General features: G+C 62.3%; 23 protein-coding genes. 2 read left to right on the plus strand and 21 right to left on the minus strand.

Annotation, left to right across the window (positions count from 1 at the left end; genetic code table 11):
* Positions 1–2: 2 nt before the first annotated feature.
* The 3 genes from H7B90_RS21775 to H7B90_RS21785 are packed head-to-tail and all read right to left on the minus strand — an operon-like array spanning position 3 to position 2,510.
* Positions 3–794, minus strand: coding sequence for a PhnE/PtxC family ABC transporter permease (locus H7B90_RS21775; RefSeq protein WP_185138009.1), 792 nt, complete (start codon positions 792–794; stop codon positions 3–5).
* Positions 794–1,579 (minus strand): phosphonate ABC transporter, permease protein PhnE, encoded by a 786-nt coding sequence (gene phnE, locus H7B90_RS21780; RefSeq protein WP_185138010.1) that lies wholly within the window; start codon positions 1,577–1,579, stop codon positions 794–796. Before phnE ends, H7B90_RS21775 begins: the two co-directional genes overlap by 1 nt.
* 37 nt (positions 1,580–1,616) lie before the next feature.
* Positions 1,617–2,510, minus strand: coding sequence for a phosphate/phosphite/phosphonate ABC transporter substrate-binding protein (locus H7B90_RS21785; RefSeq protein ID WP_185138011.1), 894 nt, complete (start codon positions 2,508–2,510; stop codon positions 1,617–1,619).
* 172 nt (positions 2,511–2,682) lie between these two features.
* On the opposite strand from H7B90_RS21785, the gene H7B90_RS21790 reads away from it, so the two are divergent.
* Positions 2,683–3,330, plus strand: a complete 648-nt coding sequence (locus H7B90_RS21790; RefSeq protein ID WP_185138012.1) for a GntR family transcriptional regulator — start codon at positions 2,683–2,685, stop codon at positions 3,328–3,330.
* 50 nt (positions 3,331–3,380) lie between these two features.
* Here H7B90_RS21790 and H7B90_RS21795 read toward each other — a convergent pair whose 3' ends face one another.
* The 9 genes from H7B90_RS21795 to H7B90_RS21835 all read right to left on the minus strand — a co-directional run bounded on the left by H7B90_RS21795 (position 3,381) and on the right by H7B90_RS21835 (position 10,478).
* Positions 3,381–4,199, minus strand: coding sequence for a carbohydrate ABC transporter permease (locus H7B90_RS21795; protein ID WP_185138013.1), 819 nt, complete (start codon positions 4,197–4,199; stop codon positions 3,381–3,383).
* A 23-nt stretch (positions 4,200–4,222) separates the two neighbouring features.
* Positions 4,223–5,194 carry a carbohydrate ABC transporter permease gene (locus tag H7B90_RS21800; protein WP_185138014.1) on the minus strand — a complete coding sequence of 324 codons (972 nt, stop codon included), beginning with the start codon at positions 5,192–5,194 and terminating at the stop codon, positions 4,223–4,225.
* Between the two features lie 32 nt (positions 5,195–5,226).
* Complete coding sequence (locus tag H7B90_RS21805; protein WP_185138015.1) at positions 5,227–6,591, minus strand: ABC transporter substrate-binding protein; 1,365 nt, start codon at positions 6,589–6,591, stop codon at positions 5,227–5,229.
* A gap of 36 nt (positions 6,592–6,627) precedes the next feature.
* Entirely contained in the window at positions 6,628–7,416 is a 789-nt protein-coding gene (locus H7B90_RS21810) for a tyrosine-protein phosphatase (protein WP_185138016.1), read from the minus strand.
* A gap of 36 nt (positions 7,417–7,452) precedes the next feature.
* Positions 7,453–8,271, minus strand: coding sequence for a metallophosphoesterase family protein (locus H7B90_RS21815; RefSeq protein ID WP_185138017.1), 819 nt, complete (start codon positions 8,269–8,271; stop codon positions 7,453–7,455).
* Positions 8,272–8,562: 291 nt separating this feature from the next.
* The gene (locus H7B90_RS21820; protein ID WP_185138018.1) at positions 8,563–9,216 is read right to left on the minus strand and encodes a GntR family transcriptional regulator; all 654 of its coding nucleotides are present in this window, start codon (positions 9,214–9,216) and stop codon (positions 8,563–8,565) included.
* A 105-nt stretch (positions 9,217–9,321) separates the two neighbouring features.
* Positions 9,322–9,690, minus strand: a complete 369-nt coding sequence (locus H7B90_RS21825; protein WP_185138019.1) for a VOC family protein — start codon at positions 9,688–9,690, stop codon at positions 9,322–9,324.
* Between the two features lie 3 nt (positions 9,691–9,693).
* Entirely contained in the window at positions 9,694–10,014 is a 321-nt protein-coding gene (locus H7B90_RS21830) for a luciferase domain-containing protein (protein ID WP_185138020.1), read from the minus strand.
* Positions 10,011–10,478: a MarR family winged helix-turn-helix transcriptional regulator gene (locus tag H7B90_RS21835; protein ID WP_260411151.1), complete on the minus strand. Its 468-nt coding sequence runs from the start codon at positions 10,476–10,478 to the stop codon at positions 10,011–10,013. The genes H7B90_RS21830 and H7B90_RS21835 overlap by 4 nt, the downstream gene beginning before the upstream one ends.
* Before the next feature lie 248 nt (positions 10,479–10,726).
* Between H7B90_RS21835 and H7B90_RS21840 the strand changes: the two genes are divergently transcribed.
* Positions 10,727–11,122 (plus strand): VOC family protein, encoded by a 396-nt coding sequence (locus tag H7B90_RS21840; protein WP_185138021.1) that lies wholly within the window; start codon positions 10,727–10,729, stop codon positions 11,120–11,122.
* Between the two features lie 133 nt (positions 11,123–11,255).
* Here the strand turns inward: H7B90_RS21840 and H7B90_RS21845 are convergent, their stop codons facing one another.
* The 9 genes from H7B90_RS21845 to H7B90_RS21885 form a co-directional block, all read right to left on the minus strand.
* The gene (locus tag H7B90_RS21845; RefSeq protein WP_185138022.1) at positions 11,256–12,116 is read right to left on the minus strand and encodes an NAD(P)H-binding protein; all 861 of its coding nucleotides are present in this window, start codon (positions 12,114–12,116) and stop codon (positions 11,256–11,258) included.
* A 24-nt stretch (positions 12,117–12,140) separates the two neighbouring features.
* Positions 12,141–13,628, minus strand: a complete 1,488-nt coding sequence (locus H7B90_RS21850) for a multicopper oxidase family protein (RefSeq protein ID WP_185138023.1) — start codon at positions 13,626–13,628, stop codon at positions 12,141–12,143.
* Positions 13,625–15,115, minus strand: coding sequence for a DHA2 family efflux MFS transporter permease subunit (locus H7B90_RS21855; protein WP_185138024.1), 1,491 nt, complete (start codon positions 15,113–15,115; stop codon positions 13,625–13,627). The genes H7B90_RS21850 and H7B90_RS21855 overlap by 4 nt, the downstream gene beginning before the upstream one ends.
* 305 nt (positions 15,116–15,420) lie before the next feature.
* The gene (locus H7B90_RS21860; RefSeq protein ID WP_185138025.1) at positions 15,421–17,376 is read right to left on the minus strand and encodes a beta-N-acetylhexosaminidase; all 1,956 of its coding nucleotides are present in this window, start codon (positions 17,374–17,376) and stop codon (positions 15,421–15,423) included.
* Positions 17,373–19,658, minus strand: coding sequence for a glycoside hydrolase family 3 C-terminal domain-containing protein (locus tag H7B90_RS21865; protein ID WP_185138026.1), 2,286 nt, complete (start codon positions 19,656–19,658; stop codon positions 17,373–17,375). The genes H7B90_RS21860 and H7B90_RS21865 overlap by 4 nt, the downstream gene beginning before the upstream one ends.
* A gap of 15 nt (positions 19,659–19,673) precedes the next feature.
* Positions 19,674–22,223 (minus strand): beta-glucosidase BglX, encoded by a 2,550-nt coding sequence (gene bglX / locus H7B90_RS21870; RefSeq protein WP_260411152.1) that lies wholly within the window; start codon positions 22,221–22,223, stop codon positions 19,674–19,676.
* Positions 22,224–22,248: 25 nt separating this feature from the next.
* The gene (locus H7B90_RS21875; RefSeq protein ID WP_185138027.1) at positions 22,249–23,133 is read right to left on the minus strand and encodes a carbohydrate ABC transporter permease; all 885 of its coding nucleotides are present in this window, start codon (positions 23,131–23,133) and stop codon (positions 22,249–22,251) included.
* Positions 23,134–23,147: 14 nt separating this feature from the next.
* Positions 23,148–24,017 (minus strand): ABC transporter permease, encoded by an 870-nt coding sequence (locus tag H7B90_RS21880; RefSeq protein ID WP_185138042.1) that lies wholly within the window; start codon positions 24,015–24,017, stop codon positions 23,148–23,150.
* Between the two features lie 292 nt (positions 24,018–24,309).
* Positions 24,310–25,848, minus strand: a complete 1,539-nt coding sequence (locus tag H7B90_RS21885) for an ABC transporter substrate-binding protein (protein WP_185138028.1) — start codon at positions 25,846–25,848, stop codon at positions 24,310–24,312.
* Positions 25,849–25,913 lie beyond the last annotated feature (65 nt).

Genomic DNA, 25,913 nt, shown 5'->3' on the forward strand with positions numbered 1-25,913 from the left:
GGTTAGCGCGCGCCGCGGGCGAGACGCTTGCGAATTCGGTTGGTCATGAGCTCGAGCGCGAACAGCGTGAGGAAGACGACGAGAATGCCCATCAGCAGCGGAGCGAATTCGTAGTAGCTGATATACTCCTGCAGCAGCACGCCGATGCCGCCCGCGCCCACCATCCCCAGGATGACCGTCTCCGCGACCGTAATCTCGAAGTTGAAGGCGATCAGCGCCAGAAAAGTCGTATAGAGCGTCGGGATGGCGCCGTTGAACACGACGTGCCACCAGGTGCCTCCGAGCGCCCGGATCGCTTCGACCGGTTCCTTGCCGGCTTCGTCGATCTGGGCCGTGAACGACTTGATCAGGAAGGAGGTCGTCGGGAACAGCAGCCCGAGAACGCCCGCCATGGAACCGAAGCCCATGCTCGCCACCGCCAGCAGCACCCATATCGTCGTCGGGATCGTACGAACGATGACGACGATCAGCCGCAAGCCCTTGGCGATCCAGCGGTTGGGGGCCGTCGTATCGGCGATGAGGAAGCTCAGCAGCAGCGACAGGAAGACGCTGATGACGACGCTCAGGAAGGCGATGATCAAGGAGGTCAGCAATTCCCGGAGCAAGACCGGCAGGTCTTCCGGCGAGATCTGCAGGAACTGCTTGACGATATCGGGAATTCGGCCGACGCCGTCCGCGAACTGCGAATAGCTGAGCTTGAGGTAGAACGCGCACGGGACGAACAAGACGATCATCACGGCGAAGAACCATCGTTGATTGCGTCGGGTCGCTTTATGCGAGATCGGAATCTTCATCAGAGTAGACGCTCCCTTATTCGCTGCGTAACGTATTCGACGCCCAGGATCATCAGGATCATGATCGTGACGACGGTCGCCGTCTTGCCGTATTGGAACAGATCCATCGTCAGCTTGATCTGCGAGCCGATCCCTCCCGCCCCGACCAAGCCGAGAATGGCGGAAGCGCGAATCGTGATCTCGAACATGAACAGCGTCCAGGAGATGTAGCCGGGCATGAACTGGGGAATGATCGCTTGCTTCAGCTTCTGCAAGTAAGTCGCCCCGGTCGCTTCGACGGCCTCCACGGCATGCTTGTCGATCTCCTCGATGGATTCGGCGTACAGCCGGGCCAGGAATCCGATCCCGAGCAGGATCAGCGCGAAGATTCCCGGCATCGTCCCTACCCCGAACAGGACGACGAGAATCGAAGCCCATACGAGGAACGGCACGTTGCGGACCAAAGAGACGACGCTGCGCAGCGCGACCCTGACGGCCGGGTGGGGCGCGGTATTGTGGGCCATCAGGAACGCGATGACGAGAGCGATGACGGAAGAGATCACCGTGGCGACGACTCCGAACGCGAGCGTATCGAGGACGGGCCGGACGTACTTCGCCAGATCGTTGACGTTAGGCGGCATGAAGTCGACGAACAGGAAGTTCAGGAACAGCGGGATGCCGCCCATAAACTCCGCGATATCGAACTCGATGAACCAGATGGAGAAAATCGTCGCGGCGACAAAGAGGAGAAGCGACAGCAGCCGCTTCGCCTTCTTCTGCCGCGCGATGGTATCGGCGCGCTTCATGAAGCTATCTCCTCTTTGCTGGATTTAAGGCTAATCCCTACTTGAGCAGCTCGTCGGAGCTCAGCTTCAGGCTCTTCGCGATCTCGCGAAGCTTGTCGTAGTTGCCGTCGTTCGCTTCCACGAACTTGGCGCCCGTCATGCCCAGCAGCTCGAAGTACTCCGGATTGTCGTAGCTCAGCAGGAACTCCTTGACCTTCGCCTTCACGTCGTCCGGAAGGTCGCCGCGGATGCCGATCGCGGTACCCGGCAGCGGGTCGGATTCCGCGATGACGCGGAGGGAGTCCTTCTCGATGACGCCCTTGCTCTCCAGCAGGCCGATCATCATTCCCGCGGTGCCGGCCGCGTCGTATTGGCCGCGGGCGACGCCGAGAATCGCTTTGTCGTGGCCGCCGGCGAATTGAACGTCCTTGAAGAAGCCGTTGTCCAGCTCCTCCGGATCGATGCCCAGCTCCTTGACGATGGTCGCCTTCGGAAGCAGGTGGCCGGTCGTGGAGACCGGATCGACGAAGCCGAACGTCTTGCCCTTCAGATCGGCGACGGTCCGGATCGGCGAATCCTTCGGAACGACGATGACCGAGGCCGGCGAATTCGCCATCGCCGGAATCGTGATTTCGGCGATCGGCTCCACCTTCGCGCGGTCGACGGCCACGATGTAGGAGAACGGTCCGAACATCGCGTAATCGGCCTTGCCGTTCTTCATCGCTTCGATCGCGGCGTTGTAGCTGGTCGCCTTGATGGATTCGACCGGAATGCCCAGCTTGTCGGACAGCTTGTCTTCGAAGTCTTTATTGATTTGCTGGCCTTTCTCGTCGGTCTCTTGCGGAAGGTAGACGATCGTGAACTTCTTCGGCGCGCTCCCGCTCGAGCCGCAGCCGGCCAGTACCGAGATAAGCAGGAAGGCGGACAGGACGAGCCATAACGTCTTTTTCAAGGTAGAACCCCCTCATGTAATATACAGCTTGTGTACAACTTGGATTCTACTTGTATTCTATTCGGGAGATATTAAAGAAAAGTCAACGCATTGTAAATAACGCAAAAGTTGCGAAAACTCTCCGGGTTGTCATAAGATACGGGTAGGTTGAGAGAGAGGAACCCTTGATTCTATGGCCAATTCCAATTTGATCGAGTCCGCATACACGTATATTCGCAACAAGATTCGCGCCGGCGAGCTGCTGCCCGGAACGCTTCTGTCGGAGAACGAGCTGGCCGAAGCGCTGAGCATGAGCCGCACTCCGATTCGCGCGGCGATCTCGCGGCTGGAGACCGAAGGGCTGCTCGCCACGCTGAAGAACCGGGGCGTGCTGGTCAAGGAAGTGTCGTTGAAGGAAGCCATGGACACGGTCGAGCTCCTGTTCATTTTCCAGAAGCAGGCCGTCGAGCAGATGAAGGACGGAGGGGAGAAGCCCGACCTCAAGAGATTGAAGGAGCTGATCGATCGTCAGCTCGAGGCGGAGCGGCACAATCAATACAGCCGTTATCTCGAGAGCGCGATGGAATTCGTCGGCTGCTTCACCCGGGTTCTGAACAATACGGCGATCTCCAGAATCGTGGATATCAGCGTGGAGAAGCTGGTGCTCTACGGCACCGTCAACTATATCCGAACGCCGCACGAGCCGCACTATTCCGCCAATCGGCAGCATCCATCGATCTATGAGGCGCTTCTGAAGGAAGATTACGACGCCATACTCCAGACGATCACCGATGCCCACAACCGGAATCAGCAGCGAATGTTGAGGTTGGCCCGGATCTGAAGAAGACCGTATCCCTCGCGGAGTACGGTCTTCTTGCGCTTCTCGGGCGTCTACTTCACTCCGTACCGAACGAAGGAATCGACGATTTGCCTCTGCAGCGCGATATAGATGAGCAGAATCGGGATGCACGAGACGGTCGTCGCCGCCATCAGCGAGCCCCACATGTTCGTATCCGAATTGACGAACAGCTTCAGGCCGATCTGGATCGGAGAGTTCTCCATCTTCCTCGTGATCAGCATGGGCCAGAGGTATTCGTTCCAGCCGTTCAGGAACAGGATAATGCCGAGCGAGGCGACCGTGGACTTGATGTTCGGCAGAATCAGGTTCGTCAGAATGCCGAAGTCGCTTTGCCCGTCGATGCAGGCCGCCTCGATCAACACTCTCGGGAACGACTGGAAGCTCTGATACAGCGACAGGATGGCGAACGTCGACACCGCGAACGGAAGCACGACGCCTATCAGGGTCTCGTTCAACCCCATGTCGTTCACGAGCACGTAATTCGGAATCATGATCGACTGGTACGGAATGAGCCAGGTCAGGCTGAGCAGGGCGAAGATCAGAGTCTGGCCGCGGAACCGCCACCGGACGAGCGCGTAAGCCGCCAGAAGGCTCGTCGCCAGCTGGAAAACCGTCATCAGCGCCGCCACGGCGAAGGAATTGAACATCATGCGGAAGATCGGCATCTGCTCGAAGGCGTAGCGGTAATTGTTCCAGATCGGCTTCATCGGAACTAGGGACGACGTGAAGATCTCCGCCTCGTTCTTGAACGAGGAGATCAGCATCCAGTACAGCGGGAATACCGCTAGTACGCACATGGCGGCGAGCAGTCCGTGCTGCAGCGTCGCGAACGCGGGCGAGCGCTTGTTCATGGCAAGTCTCCTTTATCCTGTTGCTAGTTGTCGTAGAAGGACAGTCTCCGGGACAGCCCGTTCAGCCCCAGGGCGATGACGCCGAATACGACGAAGAAGACGAGAGAGGCCGCCGCGCTGAAGCCGACGTTCAGGTTGCCGAACGCGTACTTGTACATCTCGTAGTAGACGTTCGTCGAAGAGCCGTAAGGCCCGCCGGCCGTCAGGATATCGATGTAAGCGAACGTCGACTGGCTGGCGAACAGAATGCTCATCGTCAGCATGAACAGGATCATAGGAGAGACGAGCGGCACCGTGATGCGGAGGAACGTCCGGAACCGGCCGGCCCCGTCGATCGCCGCGGCCTCGTAATACTCCCGATTGATTCCCGTCAGCGCAGAAGAGAACATGAGCGTGCTGAAGCCGATCATTTTCCAGCCCGTGATGAACAGGATGATCCACTTCGCCCAGTCCGGGTCGGAGAAGTAGGCGATCGGCTGCCGGATGGCGTCCAGCTTCATCAGGACGAGATTCACGAGCCCGTTCGAAGGATGGAACAGCCAGCGCCAGATGGCGCCGACCGATACGGGAGCGAGAATCATCGGGACGAAGAAGATCGCCCGGTAGACGTTCTTGGCCCTGCCGCTCATCCCGTCCGTGACGGAGGCGAGGAGGAGCGGAATCAGGATCGAGAAGGGCAGCATTCCGACGGTGTAAAAGACGGTGTTGCCGATCGAGTCCGCGAACGCCTCGTTCCGGAACAAGCGCGCGAAGTTGTCCAGCCCGACGTAGATCGGATCGGTGCCGGGAATCATGCTCCACTTCTGGAAGGCTAGATAGAACGTGTAGAGAAGCGGCCTGTACATCCAGATGCCGAGCAGGACGACCGCGGGCAGCAGATACAGGTAAGGCTTCAGCCTGCGGGCCAGCAGCGCGCGTCGGCTGACGGCCGGGCGAGCCCTCGGGACGGTCCCCGCCAAGGGAGGTAACGCCGGCGATTCCATCGATTGACTCATGGCGGCGGATCACTCCTTTCCCGCTGAACGGATTACTTCAGCATGCCGTTGATATCGTCTTGGGCCTTGGTCAGCGTCTCCTTCACGTCGGCGTCCGTCATGACGGACTTCACGATCGCGTCGGTGAAGGCCGTGGCGATCTCCGCCGCGTATTCGCCCGGCCAGATCGCGACCGGATGGATGCGGGACAGCTGGTCCAGGTTGATGCGGTACAGAGGGTTCGCCTCGACGAAGTCCTTCAGGCCGTTCGGATCGTCCGCCAGCGACGTGCGGAGCGGCAGGTAACCGATCTGCGACGTAATGATCGTGTACCCCCGGTTGCCGGTGACGAACTTGACGAATTCCCACACGGCCGCGGCCTTGATGTCGCTGTCCGGACGAACCGCGAGCACGCTGCCGGAGTTGACCGGAATGGACGGCTGGTCGCCGAATTGCGGAAGTCCCGCCCCGTATACCTTCCAGCCTCCGGCTTCCGAGGCTTTCTTGATGCCGCTGTGCATGGACGTCGATTGGATCAGCATGCCCAAGTTGCCCGCCATGAACTGCTCCGACACTTCCGTGTCGCTGCCCACGGCATGCGCTCCGCTATGATAGAGGTCCTGCCACATCCGGATGGCCTCCACGCTCTTGTCGCCCGCGAATTCGACCTGCTTGCGGTCGGCGGACAGAATGGTTCCGCCGTTGCTCAGAATAATGCCTTCCGTCGTCCAGCCGTTGTTCGGGGCGAGACCGAAGCCGTCCTTGCCGGTCTTCTCCTTGATCTGCAGAGCGGCCTTCTTCACCTCGTCCCACGTCTTCGGAGGGGTGTTCGGATCGAGGCCCGCTTCCTCGAACAGCTTGCCGTTGATGAACAGGATCGGCGTGCTGAACGTGAACGCGAGGCCGTACATCTTGCCGTCGATCTTGCCGAGCTCCAGCGCGTTGGGGGAGATGCCCTCCAGATGCTTGTCCAGCTCTTCCTTGGGGAACACGTCCTCGTAGGCCTTGAAGCCCAAGCTCAGACGGGAGCTGTCCAAGGTGGAGAAGGCATGCTGGACGATGTCGACCGGCTTGCCCGCCGAGATGTCCGCCTTGTACTGCTGGAAGGTCGCGTCGGGAACCCCTTCGACGACGACGCCCTTCTCCTTCCCGGCCGTCTCGTTGAACTCGTCGATCAGCTGTTCCATTCCCGCCTTCATCGTCGGAAGGGCGAGGCTGTAGGAGTAGAACGTGACCTTGGTCGGATTCGCCGGATCCAGCGCCGGAAGCGACGAGCTTGCGGAGGCTTCGGATGCCGCGGACGGGGTTTCCGCTGCGGCCGCGCCGTCCGGATCGTTGTTCGGTCCGCCGCAGGCGGTCAGTCCGAATGCGGCGGCAATCGCCATAATAAGGCTGGTTCCTTTTGTCCAACGTTGCATGGGATGTGGTGGCCTCCTTTGGGTTGGAGCCTCCGCCTATTCCAGGCAGTAGGCTTGTATGCGGGCGCGGACGGCGTCGTCGATGCCGAACTCCTCCGCGAGATAACGCTCGAACGTTCTGTAGGCCTGCTCGATGCTCCGGAGGGACGCGTCCAGATAACGCTCCCGCAGAAGCATCGCTTGCTCGAGGGCATGCAGCTCGTCCGGGCCGATATGCTTGGATACCATCTCGAACAGCCGGCGGTGGTACTCTTCCAGCGTCACGTTGGAGTACAAATAATCCTCCATGACCGTCTCGTACGGAACGCCGAGGGTCATCAGGATGAGCATGCTGCCGACCCCGGTACGGTCCCGCCCTCCGGCGCAATGTTGGACGAGGGGCAGATTCGCCTCGGGATCGCTCAGCAGCGCCATCAATCTCTTATAGGAGGCGTTCCCGATCGGAAGATCGGCGTACAGCTTCTCCAGCATCTCCTCGGTGAACGCCTGATGGCGGCCGCTCGCGAACAGCTGCTCCAGCGTCACGTGCGGCGCCTGCTCGGCCGCCTCGTTCGCCGGCACGCGGATATGGACCGCCTCGCCGATTCGCGGGTCCGGCTTCTCCTCGGCTTCGCCCCGGTTGCGGTAATCGAAGATATGCTTCAGCCCGATAGACTCGAGGAGCGAGAGATCCTCCGGCGTCAGTCCGGTCAGCTCCGCGGCCCGGAACAGAAGGCCGCGCTTCACCGTCCGGCCGTCCGCCGTGCGAAGACCGCCCATATCGCGGAAGTTGAAGGCGCCCTGGAGAGGAAGAAGCGTGCTTGTGGCGGCGTGTTGCGTGGACATGGGAAGCCCTCCGTTCAGATAGAAGTTCGTTCGCGATTAATGCTGAGCCGCCAGCAGGGCGATCGGGAAGCGCACCAGCTCCTCGCGTCCCGTCGGAAGCTCGACCGTGCGAACCGTGATGCCTTCGCCCGCGTTGACGCTAACGACGTTATAGCCGATCGCGTTGACCATGGCATAGGTGTCCGGGTCCGCCCGCTCCCCGGCGAACGCCGTGCCGGAGGCCGCAACCGCGCAGATTCCGCGGAAGGTGCCGACGTTGTTCGAATGAACGTGGCCCGCCAGGACCCCGATCACGTCCGTGCCGGCGATCAGATCCCCGAAGACGGCGCGGTTCTTCAGCAGATGGCTGCCATCCATTCCTTCGATCGACAGAACGGGGTGATGAAGGCCGATGATCGTCCCTTGAGGAGCCGCCTCCTTCAGTTGCTCGGAGAGCCAGGACAGCTGCCGCTCGTCCAATTCGCCGGCATGGTCGCCTGGAATTTGCGTGTTGAGCCCGATGAGGCGCAGCCCGCCGTACATAACCGAGTAATAATACGGCTCCTCGGAGGGCGCCTCCATCAGGTACCCTTCGCGGAACGGGCCGCGGTGATCGTGGTTGCCGAGCACGACGTGAACGGGCGCCCCGATCCGCTCCGAGCACTCGTCGAGAACCGTGCGGATGTAGGCGTAATCCGCCGCGTCGCCTTCGTGGGACAAGTCGCCCGTGATCAGCACGAACGCGGGCTCGATCCCGGATTCCTTCGCGTGATTGATAACTTTCCTTACGTTATCCGCCATGTGGACCTTCGCGAACAGTCCGTCCTGCTTGCCCGCCGCGTTCATGTGGGTGTCCGTCAGATGAATGAATTTCATGTTTTTTCCCCTCCGTTGGATAGATGGATTAGCGATGTCGGCTCTCGCGTTCATCTTGTATACAAGAATTATTAATCTTGTATGTAAAGGCGGGATAAACGGAACCGTCGGCTTCTGTTAATCCTGATTGTTCTCCGTTAACCCTGCGCAGAATTTCGATTAACAGAGATCGGCATCCGCTCTGTCGATCCCGGTCTACCATTCGCGCCTTCTCGGCAAAAACGGCAAAAAACCCCGAAGGCCCCATCAGGGGCTTCGAGGTTCCGAGGCTCAATCTCTCCCGTATTAAGTTTACGTTAACGATTGGCGCTGCCGAAGCAGCTCTTCCTGCGAACCCAACTTGAAATGCTGGAGGTACTTCTTCGCCTCCGAGTAGTTCTTGTCGGTAAAATGCCTGAGCAGCTCGGCGTACAGCCGCTTGCCGGTGTAGGGCCGGTTGGACCCGGCGGTCGAACGGTAAGCGACGACGAAGAACAGCAATTTATCCTTGTACCGGTCGAACGTCTCCAGTATGCTGCGGTTCTCGATCGTCGACAGCATCGTTCTCATGAACATGAGGCCGCACTCGTAGTACTTCCGGTTCTCCTTGTTCTCGCTGGCCCGGTTCATCTCTTCGAGGTAGACGCGAAGGGTCTCCAGGTCCATCTCGTAGTGATACTCTTCGATTCGATCCAGCGCGAACACGTATAGAGCCGTGAGCAGATCGTAAATATCGTACAATTCCTGAACCTCGACGCCCTGAACGAGAATTCCCCGCTTCTTCAGCGTCCGGACGAAGCCTTCCTTCTCCAGAAGAGACACCGCCGCGCGGACGGGCGTCCGGCTCATCCCCAGCTCCTCGGACAGCTCGCTCTCCGAGAGCAGCATGCCCGGCAGATAGATTCCGTTAAGCAGCTTATGATGAATCGCTTGGTAGGCGACGTCGACAAGAGGCGATTCGGACATCGGTGCGCAATCCTCCGTTACTTCTCTGACAAGATAAGCTCATCATAGTATACAGAATGCCCGAAGGACTGACAATTGGAGGAAAATACGATTCGCCCCCGGCGTCTAACTCCGGTAGTACGACAGAACCCAGCTCACGCCGTTCCGGTCGGAGACGATAGAGAGCAGCCCGTCGAACGGCGCTTCGTAGATCTCCCGGACGATCGTCCCTCCGGCCGCCAGCTCGCCGTAGATCCGGCGGTACGCTTCCTCCGTCTCGATCTTCAGGAAGATGCGCACATAGTCGCCCTTCGCCTCCGGCTTCGCCGCCTGCGCGTCGGCGAACTTCAAGGTCGCGCCATCGACGTGCAGGTCCGCGTTAAGCACTTCGTCCCCTTGCTTGCGCAGAATCTCGATCTCGCCGCCGAATACGCCTTGATAGAACCGGATCTCGTCCTTGCAATTGTCCAGCACGATAAAAGGAAGCGCAATCATCGTCTATCTCCTCCTTCGAACCATTCGATCGTATTTGGCGCGCGCCATCTCGATGGCGTTCGCCACGTCCTGCTCGGTATTCAAGTACACCGACACCCAGCCGGATTCGGGATAGACGTGATGCGGCTCCGCCTTCCCTTCCCCGATCCATCGGTCGCGCTCGGGCGGGGTCAGGTGCAGGTCGAACAGCCGGTCTCCGTGCAGGTGCCCAATCTCCTTCCCGTCCACCCGGAACTCGATCCCGCCGAATCGATGAGGGTGCGTCTCCACGCCGTCCCATGAGGCCAACTCCTCGGTCAAGCCCGCTGCGCCGTTCCCGCTCATTCCGGCTTCCCCTCTCTCCCGCTTAGATTGCGAAGCACGATCTTCAGCAGCCGAAGCAGCACGTCGTACTCCTCGTCGGAGATGCCCTGCCGGGTCTTGCCCTTGACCCGGTCCAGCGCCTGCCGCACCTTCGGCACGACCTCCCGCCCCTCTTCGGTCAAGTACAGCAGCTGATAGCGGTTGTCGGCCGGATCGGTCTCCCTGCGCACGTAGCCTTCCGCTTCCAGCTTGGCGATCGCCTTGGCCGTCGTCGTCTTGTCGATCAGCAGGCTCTCGCTCAGCGCCTTCTGCGTGATCGGTTCCCGGAAGGCGATCGCCATCAGGAAAATATATTGGCCGCTGCCGATCCGGTAGGGCGCCAGCTCGGCCGAGATCAAGATCTGCATATGGCGGTAGATCGCCGAGATGTACTGGCCGTGCGATTCCGCCGTCCCCTTGCCCGGCGGCTTCTCCCGTTCGCTCAACGGAGCTCCTCCTCTCGAGATAGGATGTTATTGCAACTATCTTGGAAACGTCATACGCCAGATAGGGTGTTATTGCAACTATTTTTTTCGATCCAACTTCGAAGCGCGATTGTTTCTTACTGATTAGCGTTTTGGCGAAAAGAAAGCAATTGATAAGAAATATCCGTTTTCCTATTTGCTATGCTCGAATGAACGACAACGTTTAGTGCTGAGAGAATACTATCCAATTCAAAGGAGAGGGCTTGCACATGAAGAGTTTAGGATCTACGAATGTGGATGTCATTACGCTGTTTGTCGAGGACTTACAGAAGACGAAGGCGTTCTATGAGGAAGTATTCGGATTACAAGCCGTATATGAGGACGAGGTCTCGTCGGTGTTTCCTTTCGGGAATATGAGCGTAAACCTCTTGGATATTTCCCAGTCGCACGAATTGATGACACCGGGAACCGTCGCAGCGCGCGAATCCGGAGTCCGCTTCCTGCTCACCATTCGGGTCGATGACGTGGACGCGGTCTGCGATGAATTGGCACAACGCGGGGTTGCTCTGCTTAATGGTCCGATCGACCGGCCGTGGGAAGTTCGTACGGCTTCATTCCTCGATCCGGCAGGACATGCCTGGGAGATTGCGGAGCCGTTGGCATAAGGACCAAGCCGAAGATGTGGACCTAATCATGGATAATGGAGCCTGTATGCGAGTGGTCAACGGTAGAAAAAAAGGGCCGGGCAGCTGCCCGGCTCTACGCGTTGAGGGTCCCGATTCGTCCCGCCTCGATTCTCTATCCGTTCCGCCTCGCCACCGTCCGGGCCATTCCGGCTTCGTAGGAGGTTGCCGGTCCGCCTGCATACTCGGCTTCGTCGCCCCCGGCTTCCTCTTCGCCCCGGTTGTAGCGCTCCAGCAGCTCCATGGCCCCCGGCTCGTAACGCTCGAGCAGGCGAAGCATCCAGCCGCCGACCCGCTCGTACCGGACGGGGCGGCCCGCCGCCGCACCCGCCATGCCGAGCAGCTCCGCCCCCGAGATCGGCGGGTTGCCGCGCAGGCGCCAGCTTCTCCCGTAGGCGGACTCGGTCGAGGCGAGTTCCGCCGCCATGCGGGCGGCGTCGTCCAGGTACAGGTACTCCCTGCGGACCTGCGGATCGGCCAGCCGCTTCACCGGCTTCCCCCGCGCGACCTGGCGAATCGCGTAATGCGTCAGCGTATCGGCCGCGGCCGCCCCGTACAGCTCGGGAACCGAGATCCGAAGATACCGGTCACGCGATCCGGCAGGCGTCTCCGGGCGCGACCATCCGGCAGGGCGGTAGATTCCCTCCAGGATGACGACCTTGGCCCCCGTCCGTTCCGCGACGATCCCGACCGCTTCGAGCATCCGCCGCGCCTTCTCCGGCTTCTCGTCATACGTCAGATAGACTCCGCAGACGATGACGTCCGCCCCTTCCGCCGCGGCCAGCAGTTCGTCCGGATCGCACGCATCTCCCTGCGCCGCGCGGAATCCCGGCGAATCGGAGAACGACTCCCGAAGCCTCGCCAGCTTCTTCGGCGATCCGGAATAGGCGACGACGTCCGCCTCCATTCCGATCAGCCTCTCGACCAGCGCCGTTCCGATTCCCCGTCCCGCTCTTACGACCAATGCTTTTCTCATTCTCATCGCTCCTCTATATTGTGATTAAAGATCCGGCAGGTTGCCGGACTTCGTTCCTACCCGATAAGGCGTCGTCAAGCCCTCGTAATTCAGCATCATGCTCATGCCCATGGAGGCGTGCCCGAGATTGTGGCAGTGCATCATCCATAAGCCCGGGTTGTCGGCGTTCACCAGCACCTCGTAGACGTCGCCCTTATGCGTGAGCAGGGTGTCGAGCACGACCGGGCTCCCCCGCAGCGGAACGCCGTTCTTGCTCAGAACGCGGAAGGTGTGCCCGTGAATGTGGAACGGATGGTCGCCGCCCCCTTCGTTGGAGATCGCGACGAGCAGCTTCTCTCCCGCCTTCGCGGTCAGCGGCGGGATCTCGTGGAACGAGCGGCCGTTGATCGTGTTGACGAACAGCGACTGGCCCAGCTTCAGCTCGTAACGCCGATCCGGCTTCGCTTCCCGTTCCGGGTCCTCCGGCAGAGGCGTACCGTAATCGAGGAACGAGAACGGTACGCCTCCCTCCGCCCTCTCGGGTTCGGGGCCGCTCCCTAAAGTAATAGCCGGATCGTCGGCCGACGGGCTGCGGACGACGGCCTTCCCCGCTTCGGGAAGCCGGATGAGCAGATCGTAGCGCTGCCCCGCTCCTACCGCCACGATCGCTCCTTCGAGCCATCCCGGCTCGTGCAGGTCGTGTCCGTCCATCGCGACGACCTGGAACGAAGCCCCGTCGACCGAGAATTTCATCGTCTCGTTGTCCGCGTTGGTTATTCTCAGCCGGACCTCCTCGCCTCCCTTCGCCGGAACGTTGAATCCCCGAGCGCTTCCGTTCAGCAGAAGGGAGGAGTCCAGCCTCTGGTAGAAGGCCGATGCCTCCGCATCGGCGGCGATCGTCCCGGACTCCGCCTTCGGCTCCACGATCAAGGAGCCCATCAGCCCCTTCTTGGCCTGAACCGAGCTCATCTGGTGGGAGTGGTACCAGTACGTGCCCGGTTCCCCGGCGACGAACTCGTACGTGAACTCCTCTCCCGGAAGGACGGCGTCCTGCGTCACTCCCGCGACGCCGTCCTGCGAGCAGGGAACCTTGATTCCGTGCCAATGGAGGGTGACGCCGTCCGCGATATCCCGATTGCGCAGCGTTACGACGACGCGATCGCCCTCCTTGACGCGGAGCTCGGGACCCGGGGAGGAGCCGTTGAACGTCCAGGCTTCGACCGTCTTGCCGCTGTCCAGCTTCAGCGTCTTGCGCGACGCCGTCAGCTCGAACGTCCGCGTCGGTCCGGACGTCTCCCCGGCGACGAGCGAATCGCAGGACACGCTCTGTCCGGCGGGCGCATGATAGTGCGCGCCTGCGGCGGCCGCCGTCGCGTCCATGCCGTGACGATGCCCCGACATGTCGATCTCGACCGGCTTCTGCAGCCGAATCTGCCAGAAGTAGACGGCCATCGCGGCGCCGATCAGGAGAACAAGCAGCGCTAACGGAACGACGACGTAGAGCCGGCGTTTCTTTTTCCGCTTGGGAGTCATGCCGATGGTTCCCTCCTTTTCAATTTTGAGATTGATTGATCAATTACTACCGCTTGCGAAGAAGGCTTCGTTCGTACCGTTACGAACACGAGGATCGCTCCGATCAGCGCGAGCGCCGCGGCCCCCAGGAAAGCCCAGGCGAAGCCGCCCGTCAGCGCCTCGGGCTCGGCCTTCCCCGCGCCCAGCAGGCTGTCCGTTCGCGCCAGGGACAACGTCGTCAGAACGGCGAGACCGATGGCGCCCCCGATCTGCTGGCTCGTATTGACGAGGCCGCTCGCCAGCCCCGCTTCCCCGTCGGCGACTCCATGCACCGCGAGCTCCGTGCCGGAGACGAAGGCGCCGCCCAGGCCGATTCCGATCGCGAGGCTGGGGCCGAGCAGGTCGGCCGCGAACGAGGCGTCGCTCGGCGCCATCGAGAGCCAGATGAGGCCGGCTGCCAGCAGAACCAGCGAACCGGTCAGCGTATGGCGCGTCCCGAACGCTCGGACCGCCGCGGGAACGGCCCCCGCGACGACGACCAGCGCTCCCGCCAGCGGAAGCTGGGTCAGGCCCGCCTTCATGGCATCGTAATGAAGCACTTGCTGCATGTAGACGGACAAGGCGAAGAAGAGGCCCGTCGTCGCTCCGCCGATCAGGAACATCGCCAGATTGCCTCCCGAGACCGACTTGTTGCGGAAGATCGCAAGAGGCATCAGCGGGTTGGCGGCGCGGCTCTCCCGAATGACGAAGGCGACGATCAGCGCGACGGCCAGCCCAGCAAGAATCAGCGTCTGCGGAGAAGTCCAGCCGACCCGCTCCGTGCCGGACAGCGCCGCCACGAGCGAGACGATACCGGCCGTGACCGCCGCCGCTCCCGGCATATCCAGGCTTGCCCGCTCGGCGGCGGCATCCTTCGGGAGGAGCAGCGGCGACGCCAGAATAACCAGAATGCCGACAGGCACGTTCACGTAGAACACGGATGGCCAGCCGAAGGAGGAGGTCAGCACGCCGCCGAGCAGCACGCCCGCCGCGCTTCCGATGCCCGCCACCGCGCCCCAGATCCCGAGAGCCCGCGCGCGGTCCCGCGGATTCGCGAATAGCCTGGTGACGAGCGCGAGCGCGGCCGGAGCGAGCAGCGCGGCCGATGCTCCCTGCACCGCGCGCGCCGTCAGCAGCCAGGCGCCCGAGTCGGCCAGCCCGGCCGCCGCAGAGGCCGCCCCGAATCCGGCGACGCCGGCCAGGAACAGCCGCCGGTGCCCGAACCGGTCGGCCAGCCGGCCGCCGAGAAGCAGCAGGCCGCCGAAGGGCAGCACGTAAGCGGTGATGACCCAACTGAGCAGATTCGTGTTCAGGCGAAGCTCTTCGCCCAGAGCGGGAAGCGCGATATTGACGATCGAAGCGTCCAGAACGACCAGGAATTGCGCCAGCGCCAGCACGAGAAGCGCCCACCAGCGATGCGAGGCGGCGCCCGGGGCGGCCGCGTTCGATGGTACCGTTGATTTTCTCAAGACAATCCACTCCTTATGGATATTGATTGATCAATCACAGTTGGAGCCGCCAGCCGGCTTCTTGCAAGTCTGCCGCTCGCGGCGGAACCTCCTTTCGCCGCTCCTCACTTTGTTAGTGATTGATCAATTACAACTCTTGAACTCAATGTACCACCTCATTAGTGATTAGTCAATTACAAATTTCAAAATCAGGCCTTGGCGGATAAAACAGCCGGCCGACCGCCTCTGGAAGACGGCCGGCCGGCTATTGTCGCCCGGATAGAAGGACAACAGCCGCCGGCATCTCCCGATCGCCTGTCCGTTCTCTATCCCCGCTTTAACTCTCGCAGCCGTCCCCCGTACTGCCCGAGCAGCCTGTCGAACGCCGCCGCGCTGGCGTCCAGCCCGCCCTCCCGGTTGCGGGCCAGCCACAGCCGCCTGAACTCCCGGACTGCCGTCTCAAGCCGGGTCCGAAGCCGCCCGAGCCATTCGGCCTCGGCCTCTTCGTCCGGCAGGTCCTGACGGTAGATATAGCGATGAAGTCCCGCCCCCGCCTCGATCAAGAGCAGCGTGTTCGCGAGCTCGTCCTTGACGATGGCGGCATCCGGACCGGTCAACGCGAGGCCGTCCAGCTCTTCGCGGCGCTCCCGCAGCCACTCCTCCATCTCCGCGTAGCGGTAGTCCAGCCGGAACGGCGTTCCGGCTCCGCCGAGCAGCCGGGCGATGTCGGGCAGTCGCGACGTATCCCGCTCCAGATCCTCCCGCGAAGAGAGCCCCCGGTTCAGCAGGTAGCTCGTGTAGGTTCCGTTCTCGATCGTGCATCGCTCCAGATGGTAATAGCGTCCCATCTCCAACAGAAGCCGGGCGGCCCTGCCCGTTCGGTCTTGAAGCATCCGCCGCGAGACGTGATGCTCCATGGGCTCAAGCCGGTCCAGATTCGCGGCCGCGCGCCAGCTCGCGCCCGCCGCGTAAGCGAAGCCCGGGAAGCTGACGGCCGGCGCCTGCCAATGCCCGGAGTCTCCCCAGTCGGTGACGATCAATCCGCCGGCGCCGTAGGCCAGACCGTTCCTCGCCGCGTCGGCGACGTTGCCCAGCATGTTGTCCGTGCGGCCCGACAGGGAAGACCACGAGCTCGTTCCCGGGCAGACATAATAAGGAACTCCCTTCTCGCTCAGCGTTCGGCATGCCGGTTCGTACGGAACGGGCTCGTCGTAGTTCCAGTGAAGCACGGTCGCGTCGTCCGGCAGACGCTCGATCAGCTCCGGATGACGGGCGAGCACGTCGCCCCACAGAAGCGGCTTCTTGCCGTGGCTTCGCGCGATGCGGAACATTCTCTCCGCGTACTCCATATACAGCCCGGCGACGCCGATCTCTTCGGCCCGCGCCTTGCTTCCGCCCGTGCCGAGACCGAACGGTTCGTCCATGTTGAGGTTGACGTATCGGGACGAGAAGCAGGGCAGCAGCTCGTCGAACAGATCCTTCGCCAGCGCGGCGGAGCGTTCGTCGGCCGGATTCAGGGTCGCCGGCGGCAGCTTGAACGGCAGCGGAGTCGGCATGCCGTCCGGATGCTCGGCCAGATCGCGGAACTCGGGCTTCGCGAGCCAGGGGCCCATATGGCCGAGACAGTTCTGGTTCGGCACGAGGTCGATGTAGCGCGCCGCCGCGTAAGCGTCGAGCTCCCGGTATTCGGCGGCGGTGATCGGCGTCGCTTCCGGGAAGAGGGCGGCGTACTTCGCGTAATCGAAGCAGAAGCCCTCCATGTATAGCTGAAGATGGTTGAACTTCAGTTCGGAGAGCCGGTCGACGAGCGCATACAACGTCTCCATCTTCGGAATCTTGTTCCTTCCGATATCGAGCATGACCCCCCGGACCGCGAAGTCCGGCTCGTCGTCGATGCGGCAGTGCGGCCATTCCGCGCTTCCGCTCAATCCTTCGAAGAACTGGGCAGCCGTCAGCAGCGCGTAGTGGAGCCCTTGGGCGGTGCTCGCCTTCAAGCCCAGCCCGTCCGCGTCCCACTTCAGAACATAGCCTTGCGGATGCAGCTCGGCCTGGTATTCCACGACCGCCGCCGCGCGCGCCGGACGCCGCCCCCTCGGCTCCCCCGACGCCGCTTCCGCGGCCCGCAAGGACGCTTCGAGACGCCCGGCGACGTCCGCCTCCTCCGCCAGCAGGGCGGCCTCCTCGCCGTCCGCCCGCACGTCGAAGCCGGCCGCCGCCGGCGAGCTTCCTCCTGTCAGCCGATAGCTTCGCGGCTGAGGGTACAGATAGACCGGAGCGCTCATGCCGGCTCCTCCTCTCCGTTCAACCGCCGAAGCAGCGCCGAGAGCGCCTCTTCGGTGAACTTGCCTCCGCTGAACGAGAGCAGCCCGCGGAGCGGCATCTGCTCCATGAAGGCGAGCAGCATGGCAGCGTGCTCGGGGGCGAGCCCGGAGGCGAAGGGCAGGCTCTCGGTCAGCTGGCGGACGAACGCTTCGCCCGCGTCCGTCGCGGCTACCTCCGCCAGAGTCGAGTTGCGGCGGAAGACTGGCTTGCGCGCCGCCGTCGACCGAACCGTCACCGTCTCGGACAAGACGATGTCCCGCGACGACCGTCCGATCAGCAGCTCGAATTCTCCTGTCTCGACCGTCCACTCCCGGGCTTCGGGATCATAATAGCTAAAGCTGCGCTTATCCAACTCGAACGTCACGACCCGGGATTCGCCAGGCGCTAGCGCCACCTTGTCGAAACCCTTCAGTTCCTTGTCCGGCCGAATGACGGAGCTCTCGGGGTCGCGCACGTACAGCTGCACGACCTCCTTCCCCGCGCGGGAACCGGTATTGGCGACCCTCACGGACACGCGCAGGACCTCCGTGTCCGACAGCGTCTTCTTGTCCACAGTCAACTCCGAATAGCCGAAGGTCGTATAGCTGAGACCGTGTCCGAACGGGAACAGCGGCTCGATATTCTTCTTGTCGTAGTACCGGTAGCCCACGAAGATCCCTTCCCGGTATTCGACCCGGTCCCCCTCTCCGGGGAAAAACAGGTAGGACGGGTTGTCGCTCAGCCGAACCGGGAACGTCTCGGCGAGTCGGCCGGACGGATTCTCGTCCCCGAACAGCAGGTCGGCGACCGCTCCTCCGAGCGCCTGGCCGCCGAGGTAAGCTTCCAGCACGGCCTTGGCGCTGCCGAGCCACGGCATCTCGACCGGCGCGCCGTTCGACAGAACGACGACGAGATTCGGCTGCGCGGCCGCCACCGCGTCGATCAGCGCGACCTGGTTCGCCGGCATCCGCAGGTGCTTGCGGTCGAAGCCTTCCGACTCGTACCGCTTCGGCAGCCCCGCGAACAGAACCGCGACCTCCGCTTCCGAAGCGACTCTCGCCGCTTCCGCGGCCAGATCTGCATCCGGCTCCTCCGCGTCGAGGTCGTACCCTGGCGCATACCGCAGCTCCGCTTCCGCTCCCGCCGACCTCGCCAGCTCTTCGAGAATGTCGTCCATTCGGGTCGGCCGAATCTGGGAGCTGCCGCTGCCCTGGTACCGGGGCTCCCGGGCCATCGCGCCGATGACGGCGATCCTGCCGCCCTTCGGCAGAGGCAGAAGCCCCTCCTCGTTCTTGAGCAGAACCATGCTCTCCCTGGCGACCTCGCGGGCTAACCGATGGTGCTCCTCGGGATCGAACGACCCCCCGGGCCGCCGCCCGTCCGCGGCCCGGAACACGACGGTCAGCAGCCGTTCGACCGCTTCGTCCAGCTTCGCCTCGTCCAGTTCGCCTCTGCGAACGGCTTCCACGATGCGGCGTTCGCCTTCTCCGTGGCTGGCCGGCATCTCCAGTTCGAGACCGGCCGCGAGGCCGCGCGCCCGGTCGTCGACCGCGCCCCAGTCGGACACGACGAAGCCGTCGTGGCCCCACTCGTTCTTGAGGATGTCCGTCAGCAGCGTCCCGTTCTCGGAAGCGTACTCGCCGTTCACCTTGTTATAGGCGCACATGACGGTCCAGGGCCGGGCCTTCTTGACGGCGCCTTCGAAGCTTGCCAGATAAATCTCGCGCAGCGTCCTCTCGTCCACGATCGAATCGGACGTCATGCGGCGGTGCTCCTGGTTGTTCGCCGCGAAGTGCTTGAGCGAAGTCCCCACGCCCTGGCTCTGCACGCCGAGAATATGGTGGGCCGCCATCTCCGAAGACAAGTAGGGGTCTTCGGAGAAGTATTCGAAGTTGCGGCCGCACAGAGGGGAGCGCTTGATGTTCGCTCCCGGCCCCAGCAGGACGGCGACGTCCTCCGCCTGGCATTCGCGGCCGAGCGCTTCGCCCATCCGCCGGATCAGCTCCCGGTTCCAGGAGCTGGCGACGCCCGCCGCCGACGGGAAGCAGGTCGCGGGCACGCTGTCGAAGAGGCCGAGATGATCGGCGGATCCCCTCTGCTTGCGCAGGCCGTGCGGACCGTCCGTCAGCATGACGGACGGAATGCCGAGCCGCTCGATGCCTCGGGTATGCCACGTATCCGCTCCCGAACACAGGCTCGCCTTCTCCTCCAGCGTCATCCGCGCGATCAGCGCCTTGATGTCTCTCGTCTCGTTCACGCTCATCCCGTTGTCCTCCCTTTATTCGGATTCGAAGTATTCGAACGAGGCCGTCTTCGCGTCCCGGCTGTTGGGGCCGATCATGACGCGGAACTCGCCCGGCTCGGCTGCGTATCCTCTTCCCGGAGACCAGAACGCCAGATCGGAGCTCCCGATCTCGAAGACGATCTCCCTGCTCTCCCCCGCGGCGAGAGCCGTCTTGACGAAGCCCTTCAGCTCCCGAACCGGACGCGCTACGCTGCCGCACACGTCTTGGATGTATAGCTGCACCGTCTCTTCGCCGGCCCGGTCTCCGGCGTTGGTCACCGTCACGCTCGCCCGCAGCTTCTCTTCGCCCCGGATCGCCGTCCGGTCGAGCGACACATCGCCGTACTCGAACCGCGTATAGCTTAAACCGTAGCCGAACGGGTAGAGAGGCTCGTTCGGACCGTCCAGATACTTGCTGACGAACTTCTCCGACGCGTTCTCTTCCGTCAGAGGGCGGCCGGTCCGGAAGTGGCTGTAGTAGACCGGAACCTGGCCAGCGTGCGCGGGGAAGCTCATCGTCAACTTGCCCGACGGGTTGTATTCTCCCGTCAGCACGTCCGCGATCGCGCGTCCCGCCCGCGAACCGAGGAACCAGGTCTCCACGATGGCTCCGACGTTCCGCTCGAACCAATCGAGCACGAGCGGGCGGCCGTTCGTCAGCACGAGAATCGTCGGCTTGCCGACGGCGACGACCGCTTCGGCGAGCCTAAGCTGAGCCTCGGGCAGCTCGAGGCTCAGGCGGGAAGCCGCCTCTCCGGACATGTCGCTGCTCTCGCCGAGCGCCAGCACGACGAGATCGGCCCGCTCCGCCGTCGCGACCGCCTCCTCGATGCCGCCTTCCAGCGCCCGGTCCGTTCCGCTTCCCGCCGCGTACAGCAGCCGATCCTCCTCGAAGCCCAGGTCCCGCAAGCCTTCGTAGAGCGTGACCGTCTCATGGCCGTAGCGGGTGAACTGCCACGGCCCGAGCAGGTCTTTACTGTCGGCGAACGGGCCGATCAGCGCCGCCTTGCCGGCGGTCTCCGGACGAATCGGCAGAATGCCGTCGTTCTTCAGAAGCACGACCGACTTGCGCGCCAGCTCGAGGCTCGCCTCCAGATGCTCCGCGCGGAAGTGGTATTCTCGTTCCTTCTCCGGGCGGACGTAGCGGAACGGATCGTCCATAAGGCCGATCTTGTATTTGAAGAAGAGAAGGCGCCGAACCGCCTCGTCGATCTGCGCCTCGGACAGCTTCCCTTCTTCGACGAGCTTCGGGATATAGTCGAAGGACCGGGTCACCATCTCAATGTCCATCGTCGCGTTCACCGCCAGTCCGGCCGCTTCCTTGGCGTCCTTGGCGCAGCCGTGCTTCACGATCTCGTCGACCGCTCCGTAGTCCGAGATGAGGATGCCGCCGAAGCCGAGCTCGCCGCGGAGCAGATCCTTCAACAGGAAGGCGTTCGCCGCGGCGGGCACGCCTTGATAGAGGTTGAACGCATTCATGACCGAGCCCGCCCCCGCCTCGATCCCCGCCCGGAACGGCGGAAGGTAGACGTTGCGCAGCGTCCCTTCCGAGATATCGACCGTGTTATAGTCCCGGCCTCCCTCGGCGGCTCCGTACCCTATGAAGTGCTTCAGGCAGGCGATCATCGTCTCCTCGCTGAACCAGGACTCGCTTGTGCCCGGGCCCTGATAGCCCTCCACCTGCGCCTTCGCGATCAAGCCTCCCAGGAACGGGTCCTCGCCCGCGCCCTCCACGACCCTTCCCCAACGGGGATCGCGGGAGACGTCGACCATCGGGCCGTGGTTGTATACGATGCCCGAAGCGGTCGCCTCCTTGGCCGCGATCGCGCAAGCTTCCCGGATCGCGTCCATGTCCCAGCTGCAGGACCATGCGAGCGGGACCGGGAAGATCGTCTGCGAACCGTGGATGATGTCCGCGTTGAACAGCAGCGGGATGCCGTGCGGCGACTGCTCGACGGCGATCTTCTGCAGCTCGAATACGCGGCGGATATCGAACGCGCCGAGCACCGAGCCCGCGCGCCCTTCGGCGATCAGCTTCTCCGGCGGATCGGAATCGACTGCCCCCCCGAACGAGAAGTTCGAGGCCATGCACTGGCACATCTGGCCGACCTTATCGGCGAGCGACATCCGGCTTAGCAGCGCCTCCGTCGCTTCCCGGATCTCTTCGTCCGAACGGGGGGCTGCCTCCCTCTTCCGATACGGCTTCACCTCTTCGATCAGCGATTCCGACATGAACGGACCGCGCCCTCTCTCCCCATGAAGCGGCAGCGTGCCGAGCGGAGGCGCGTGAAGGAGCCCCTCGAACGTCGACTCTCCGAATTCCAGCTCGGCGAAGACTTCCTCGGCCGGATTCAGGAACGACTTCCCCGTTGCCCGAAGCTTGGTCCCTTCAGCCGTAACCGAATCGAACCGCAGCGGAATCGGGTACGGCTCCATGACGGCATCCAGGGCGTAACCCGCCCTCTTCGATACTTTGAATTGCACCTTCAGCTTCGCCCGCGGCAAGTCCGCGATCGCGTGCCACATGCCGATCATACTATCCATCCCTCTCTCCGGTTGAATTCCAGCATCAGCCTTTGACGGCACCGATGGTCATGCCCTTGACGAAGTACTTCTGGAAGAACGGGTACGCGACCAGAATCGGAACGACGCCGATGACGGCGATCGCCATCCGGAACGTCTCTCCCGGAAGCTGAGCCAGAGCCTGGCCTGTCCCCATCCGGTTGTTGGCCGTCAGGAACTGAATGTCGCTCATGATCCGGTTAAGCACGTTCTGCAGGCTGTACAGATCGGGATTGGTGACGAATACAAGCCCGTTGTTCCAATCGTTCCAATAGCCGAGCCCCTGGAACATACCGATGGTCGCCAGAATCGGAAGCGACAGCGGCAGGACGATGCGCCAGTACGTCCGGAACTCGCCCGCCCCGTCGATACTCGCCGATTCCAGCACGGCCGAAGGGATCGTCGTCGAGAAGAACGTGCGCATCAGCAGCACGTTGAAGCCGTTCATGAGCAGCCAGGGGATCAGCAGCGCGAACAGCGTGTTCTTGAGATGGAACACCTGCGTGTAAACCATGTAGGTCGGCACGAGGCCCCCGTTGAACAGCAGCGTGAAGAACACGATGAAGGCCAGCGTCTGGCTGCCCGGCAAGTCCCGGCGCGACAAGGGATACGCCAGCAGGGACGTGACGAGCAGGCTCGCGAGCGTCCCGACGGCCGTGACCAGAACGGTAATGCCGTAAGCGTGGAAAATCTGCCCGGACTGCTTCCACAAATACTCGTAGGCACCGAGGCTGAAGGCGGACGGGAACAGCGTGTAGCCGTCGTTCACGATCGCCTTCTCGTCGGTGACGGAGGCCATGAACAGAAGCAGGAACGGAAGGACGCACGCGGCCGAGAGGACGATCATGACCAGATGCGCCGTCCACTGCCAGGCCTTATTTTCTTGATCCATAGATTGATCGCTCCTTAGAACAAGGCGTTCTCCTTATTGATGGTGCGGACGACGTAATTGGAGACGAGCACGAGCACGAAGCCGACGAGCGATTGGTAGAAGCCGGCCGCCGAGGACATTCCGATGTCGCCCAGCTGCATGAGCCCGCGGAACACGTAGGTATCGATGACGTTCGTCGTCTCGAAGAGGGCGCCCGAGTTCATCGGCACCTGGTAGAACAGCCCGAAGTCCGAGTAGAAGATGCGCCCGATGCCCAGCAGCGTCAGCATGATGACGACCGGCGTGATCATCGGCATCGTGATCTTGCGGATCTGCATCCACTTGGAAGCTCCGTCCAGCTTGGCCGCTTCGTAATACTCCGGATCGATCCCGACGATGGCGGCCAGGAAGACGATGCAGGAATACCCCGCGCCCTTCCAGAGATGGACGGCGGTCAGAATGAAGGGCCAATACTTTGGCTCCGAGTACCAGTCGATCGGATCGAGACCCAGCACCGGAAGCACCGATTTGTTAAGGAAGCCGGTATCCATGCTGAGCATCGCGTAGACGAGGTAGCTGACCAGAATGATGGAGATCAGGAACGGCAGAAGGATGATGCTCTGGTACAGCCTCGAGGCGAACCGGTTGCGGATCTCGCTGAGCAGGATGGCGATGGCGACGGCGAGAGCGAGCCCGAGCACGATGAACGCCGCGTTGTACAGCAGCGTATTGCGCGTGATCAGCCAAGCGTCGCTGGTCTTGAACAGGTACTCGAAGTTCCGGAACCCGATCCAGTCGCTGTTCCAGATCCCCTTCCGGTAGTTGATGTCCTTGAAGGCGATCGCGAGGCCGAACAGCGGCAGGTAGTTGTTGACGGCCAGATAGGCGAGTCCCGGCACCAGCATGAGATACAGCGGCAGGAACCGGCGTAGGCTTCTTCGTTTGCTGCGGCGAGCTAGGGTGGTGGTGGTCACCGCGTCTCTCCCCTTTCTTGTGCGGCGTCTGCCGATTACCTCCCCATGTTAGCGGACTCGCGCGTCCGCCCTCTACCGCCCGAACGACTTCCGCCTTGCGCTTTGCCGACCTTCGCGTCGGGGATGTCTTCGCACGCCGAATCCGAACGCCAAGCAAGCCCGGCCCACGCTAGGTGGATCGGGCTTGGATCGGGTTGAATTGGGTTGAATCGGGTTGAATCGATTAAGACGCGGAGTTGGCCTTGGCCCACTCGTCCAGCTGCTTCTGCTTCTCGGCGATGATCTTGTCGATACCCGCCGCCTTCAGCTTGGAGATGAATTCGGGCAGAACCTTCTCCGGATCCACGCTGCCGGTCTCGAGCGGCATCTCGTATTGCGTGATGACATTCGAGACGGCGGCGTATTCGGTCTTGACCGGCGTCGGGTCGAATCCGAAGCCGAGCGCCTTGGAGCGGCTCGCGGCCTTGTTGAATTCGTCCGTCGTCTTCCAGATGTCCGGGTCGTTCCCCTTCATGACGTAGGACAGGAACTGGTTCCCGAACATCCAGCCGAGCGGCATGTTGTACCCGCTCGTCGTAGAATCGACGCCGGCCGGGTATTCGATGACGTTGTCTTGACCGGCCGTCTTCACGTAATGCGTGCCCTCGATGCCCCAGTCGAGCAAGTTGACGACGTCTTTATCCGAATACATCAGGTTCAGGAACTGGACGGCTTTGTCCTCCAGCTTCGTATTGACCGGTACGCCCCACATCGCGCCCGTGACGGTGCCGGTCATGGCGACGGGCGGGAGCAGCTCCGCGGCAACCATCGCCGTGCCGGCGGCTTGGGATTCCTGCGCGGCGAAGCCGGGCTTCATTCCCGCGAAGTAGGCGAAGCCCTTGTTCGAGCGGATCAGCTCCCAGGGAGTCGACTTGCTCGTAGCGGAGTCCTTCAGGATATATCCCTTCTGATACCAGTCGCGCAGCCTCGTCAGCAGCTCCTTGTATTCCGGCATCTCGTAGAGGTTGGTTACCTTCAGGCCGTTGTCGTAGTTCGGGAGCACGCCGATGCCGTCTCCCAGCTTGTCGTAGAACAGGTAATTTTCCAGATACGTCTGGCCCGGCGAGGACGGAATCAGCGGCGCGAAGCCTTCCCCGTCCTTGACGGTCTTCAGGACGTTGCCCAGATCGTCCAGCGACTTGATCGCCCCGATGTCGATGCCGTACTTGTCGACCAGATCCTTGCGCATCGACACGCCGTAGCTCGAAGCCATATCCCGGACGGTCGGAACCGCGTAGATCTTGTTGTTCACTTTGGCCGCTTGAAGGTAATCCTCGCCGATGGCCGTCTTGATTCCGTCGCCGTACCGGTCCAGCAGCTCGTCCAGCGGAACCAGCTGATCCTTGGCTACCATGTTGTTATAGAGGGCGCCGGAGACGAACATCAGGTCCAGCTTCTCGTTGCTCGTGAACATCAGGTTGGTCTGCTGCACCCACTCGCCCGCGCTGATCGGATTCAGCTTGACACGGGCCTGGATCTTCTGTTCCGCGATCCGGTTGATCGCGTCCTCTACCATCTGCATGTCCTTCGGCGTACTCGTGCTCGGGAAGGCTACCGTCAGCTCCTCGACCGGTCCGCCCGGCGCCGCCGACGCCGAAGCCCCGCCGCTCGCGGCGGCGCTCCCCTCATTGCTGCCATCGCTGCCGTTGCTGCCGCTGCACGCCGACAAGGCCAGCGTCAAGCCGAGCAGCAACGCCGATGATGCCGCTGCCGATCTCTTCATGGTTGTGTTCCCCGCCTTTGCTTATATTCTGCGAAGCTAACTCCATTGTAGGCAGGCGGGACGCC

It is taken from the genome of Cohnella xylanilytica (assembly GCF_014212175.1).
GTDB lineage: Bacteria > Bacillota > Bacilli > Paenibacillales > Paenibacillaceae > Cohnella > Cohnella xylanilytica.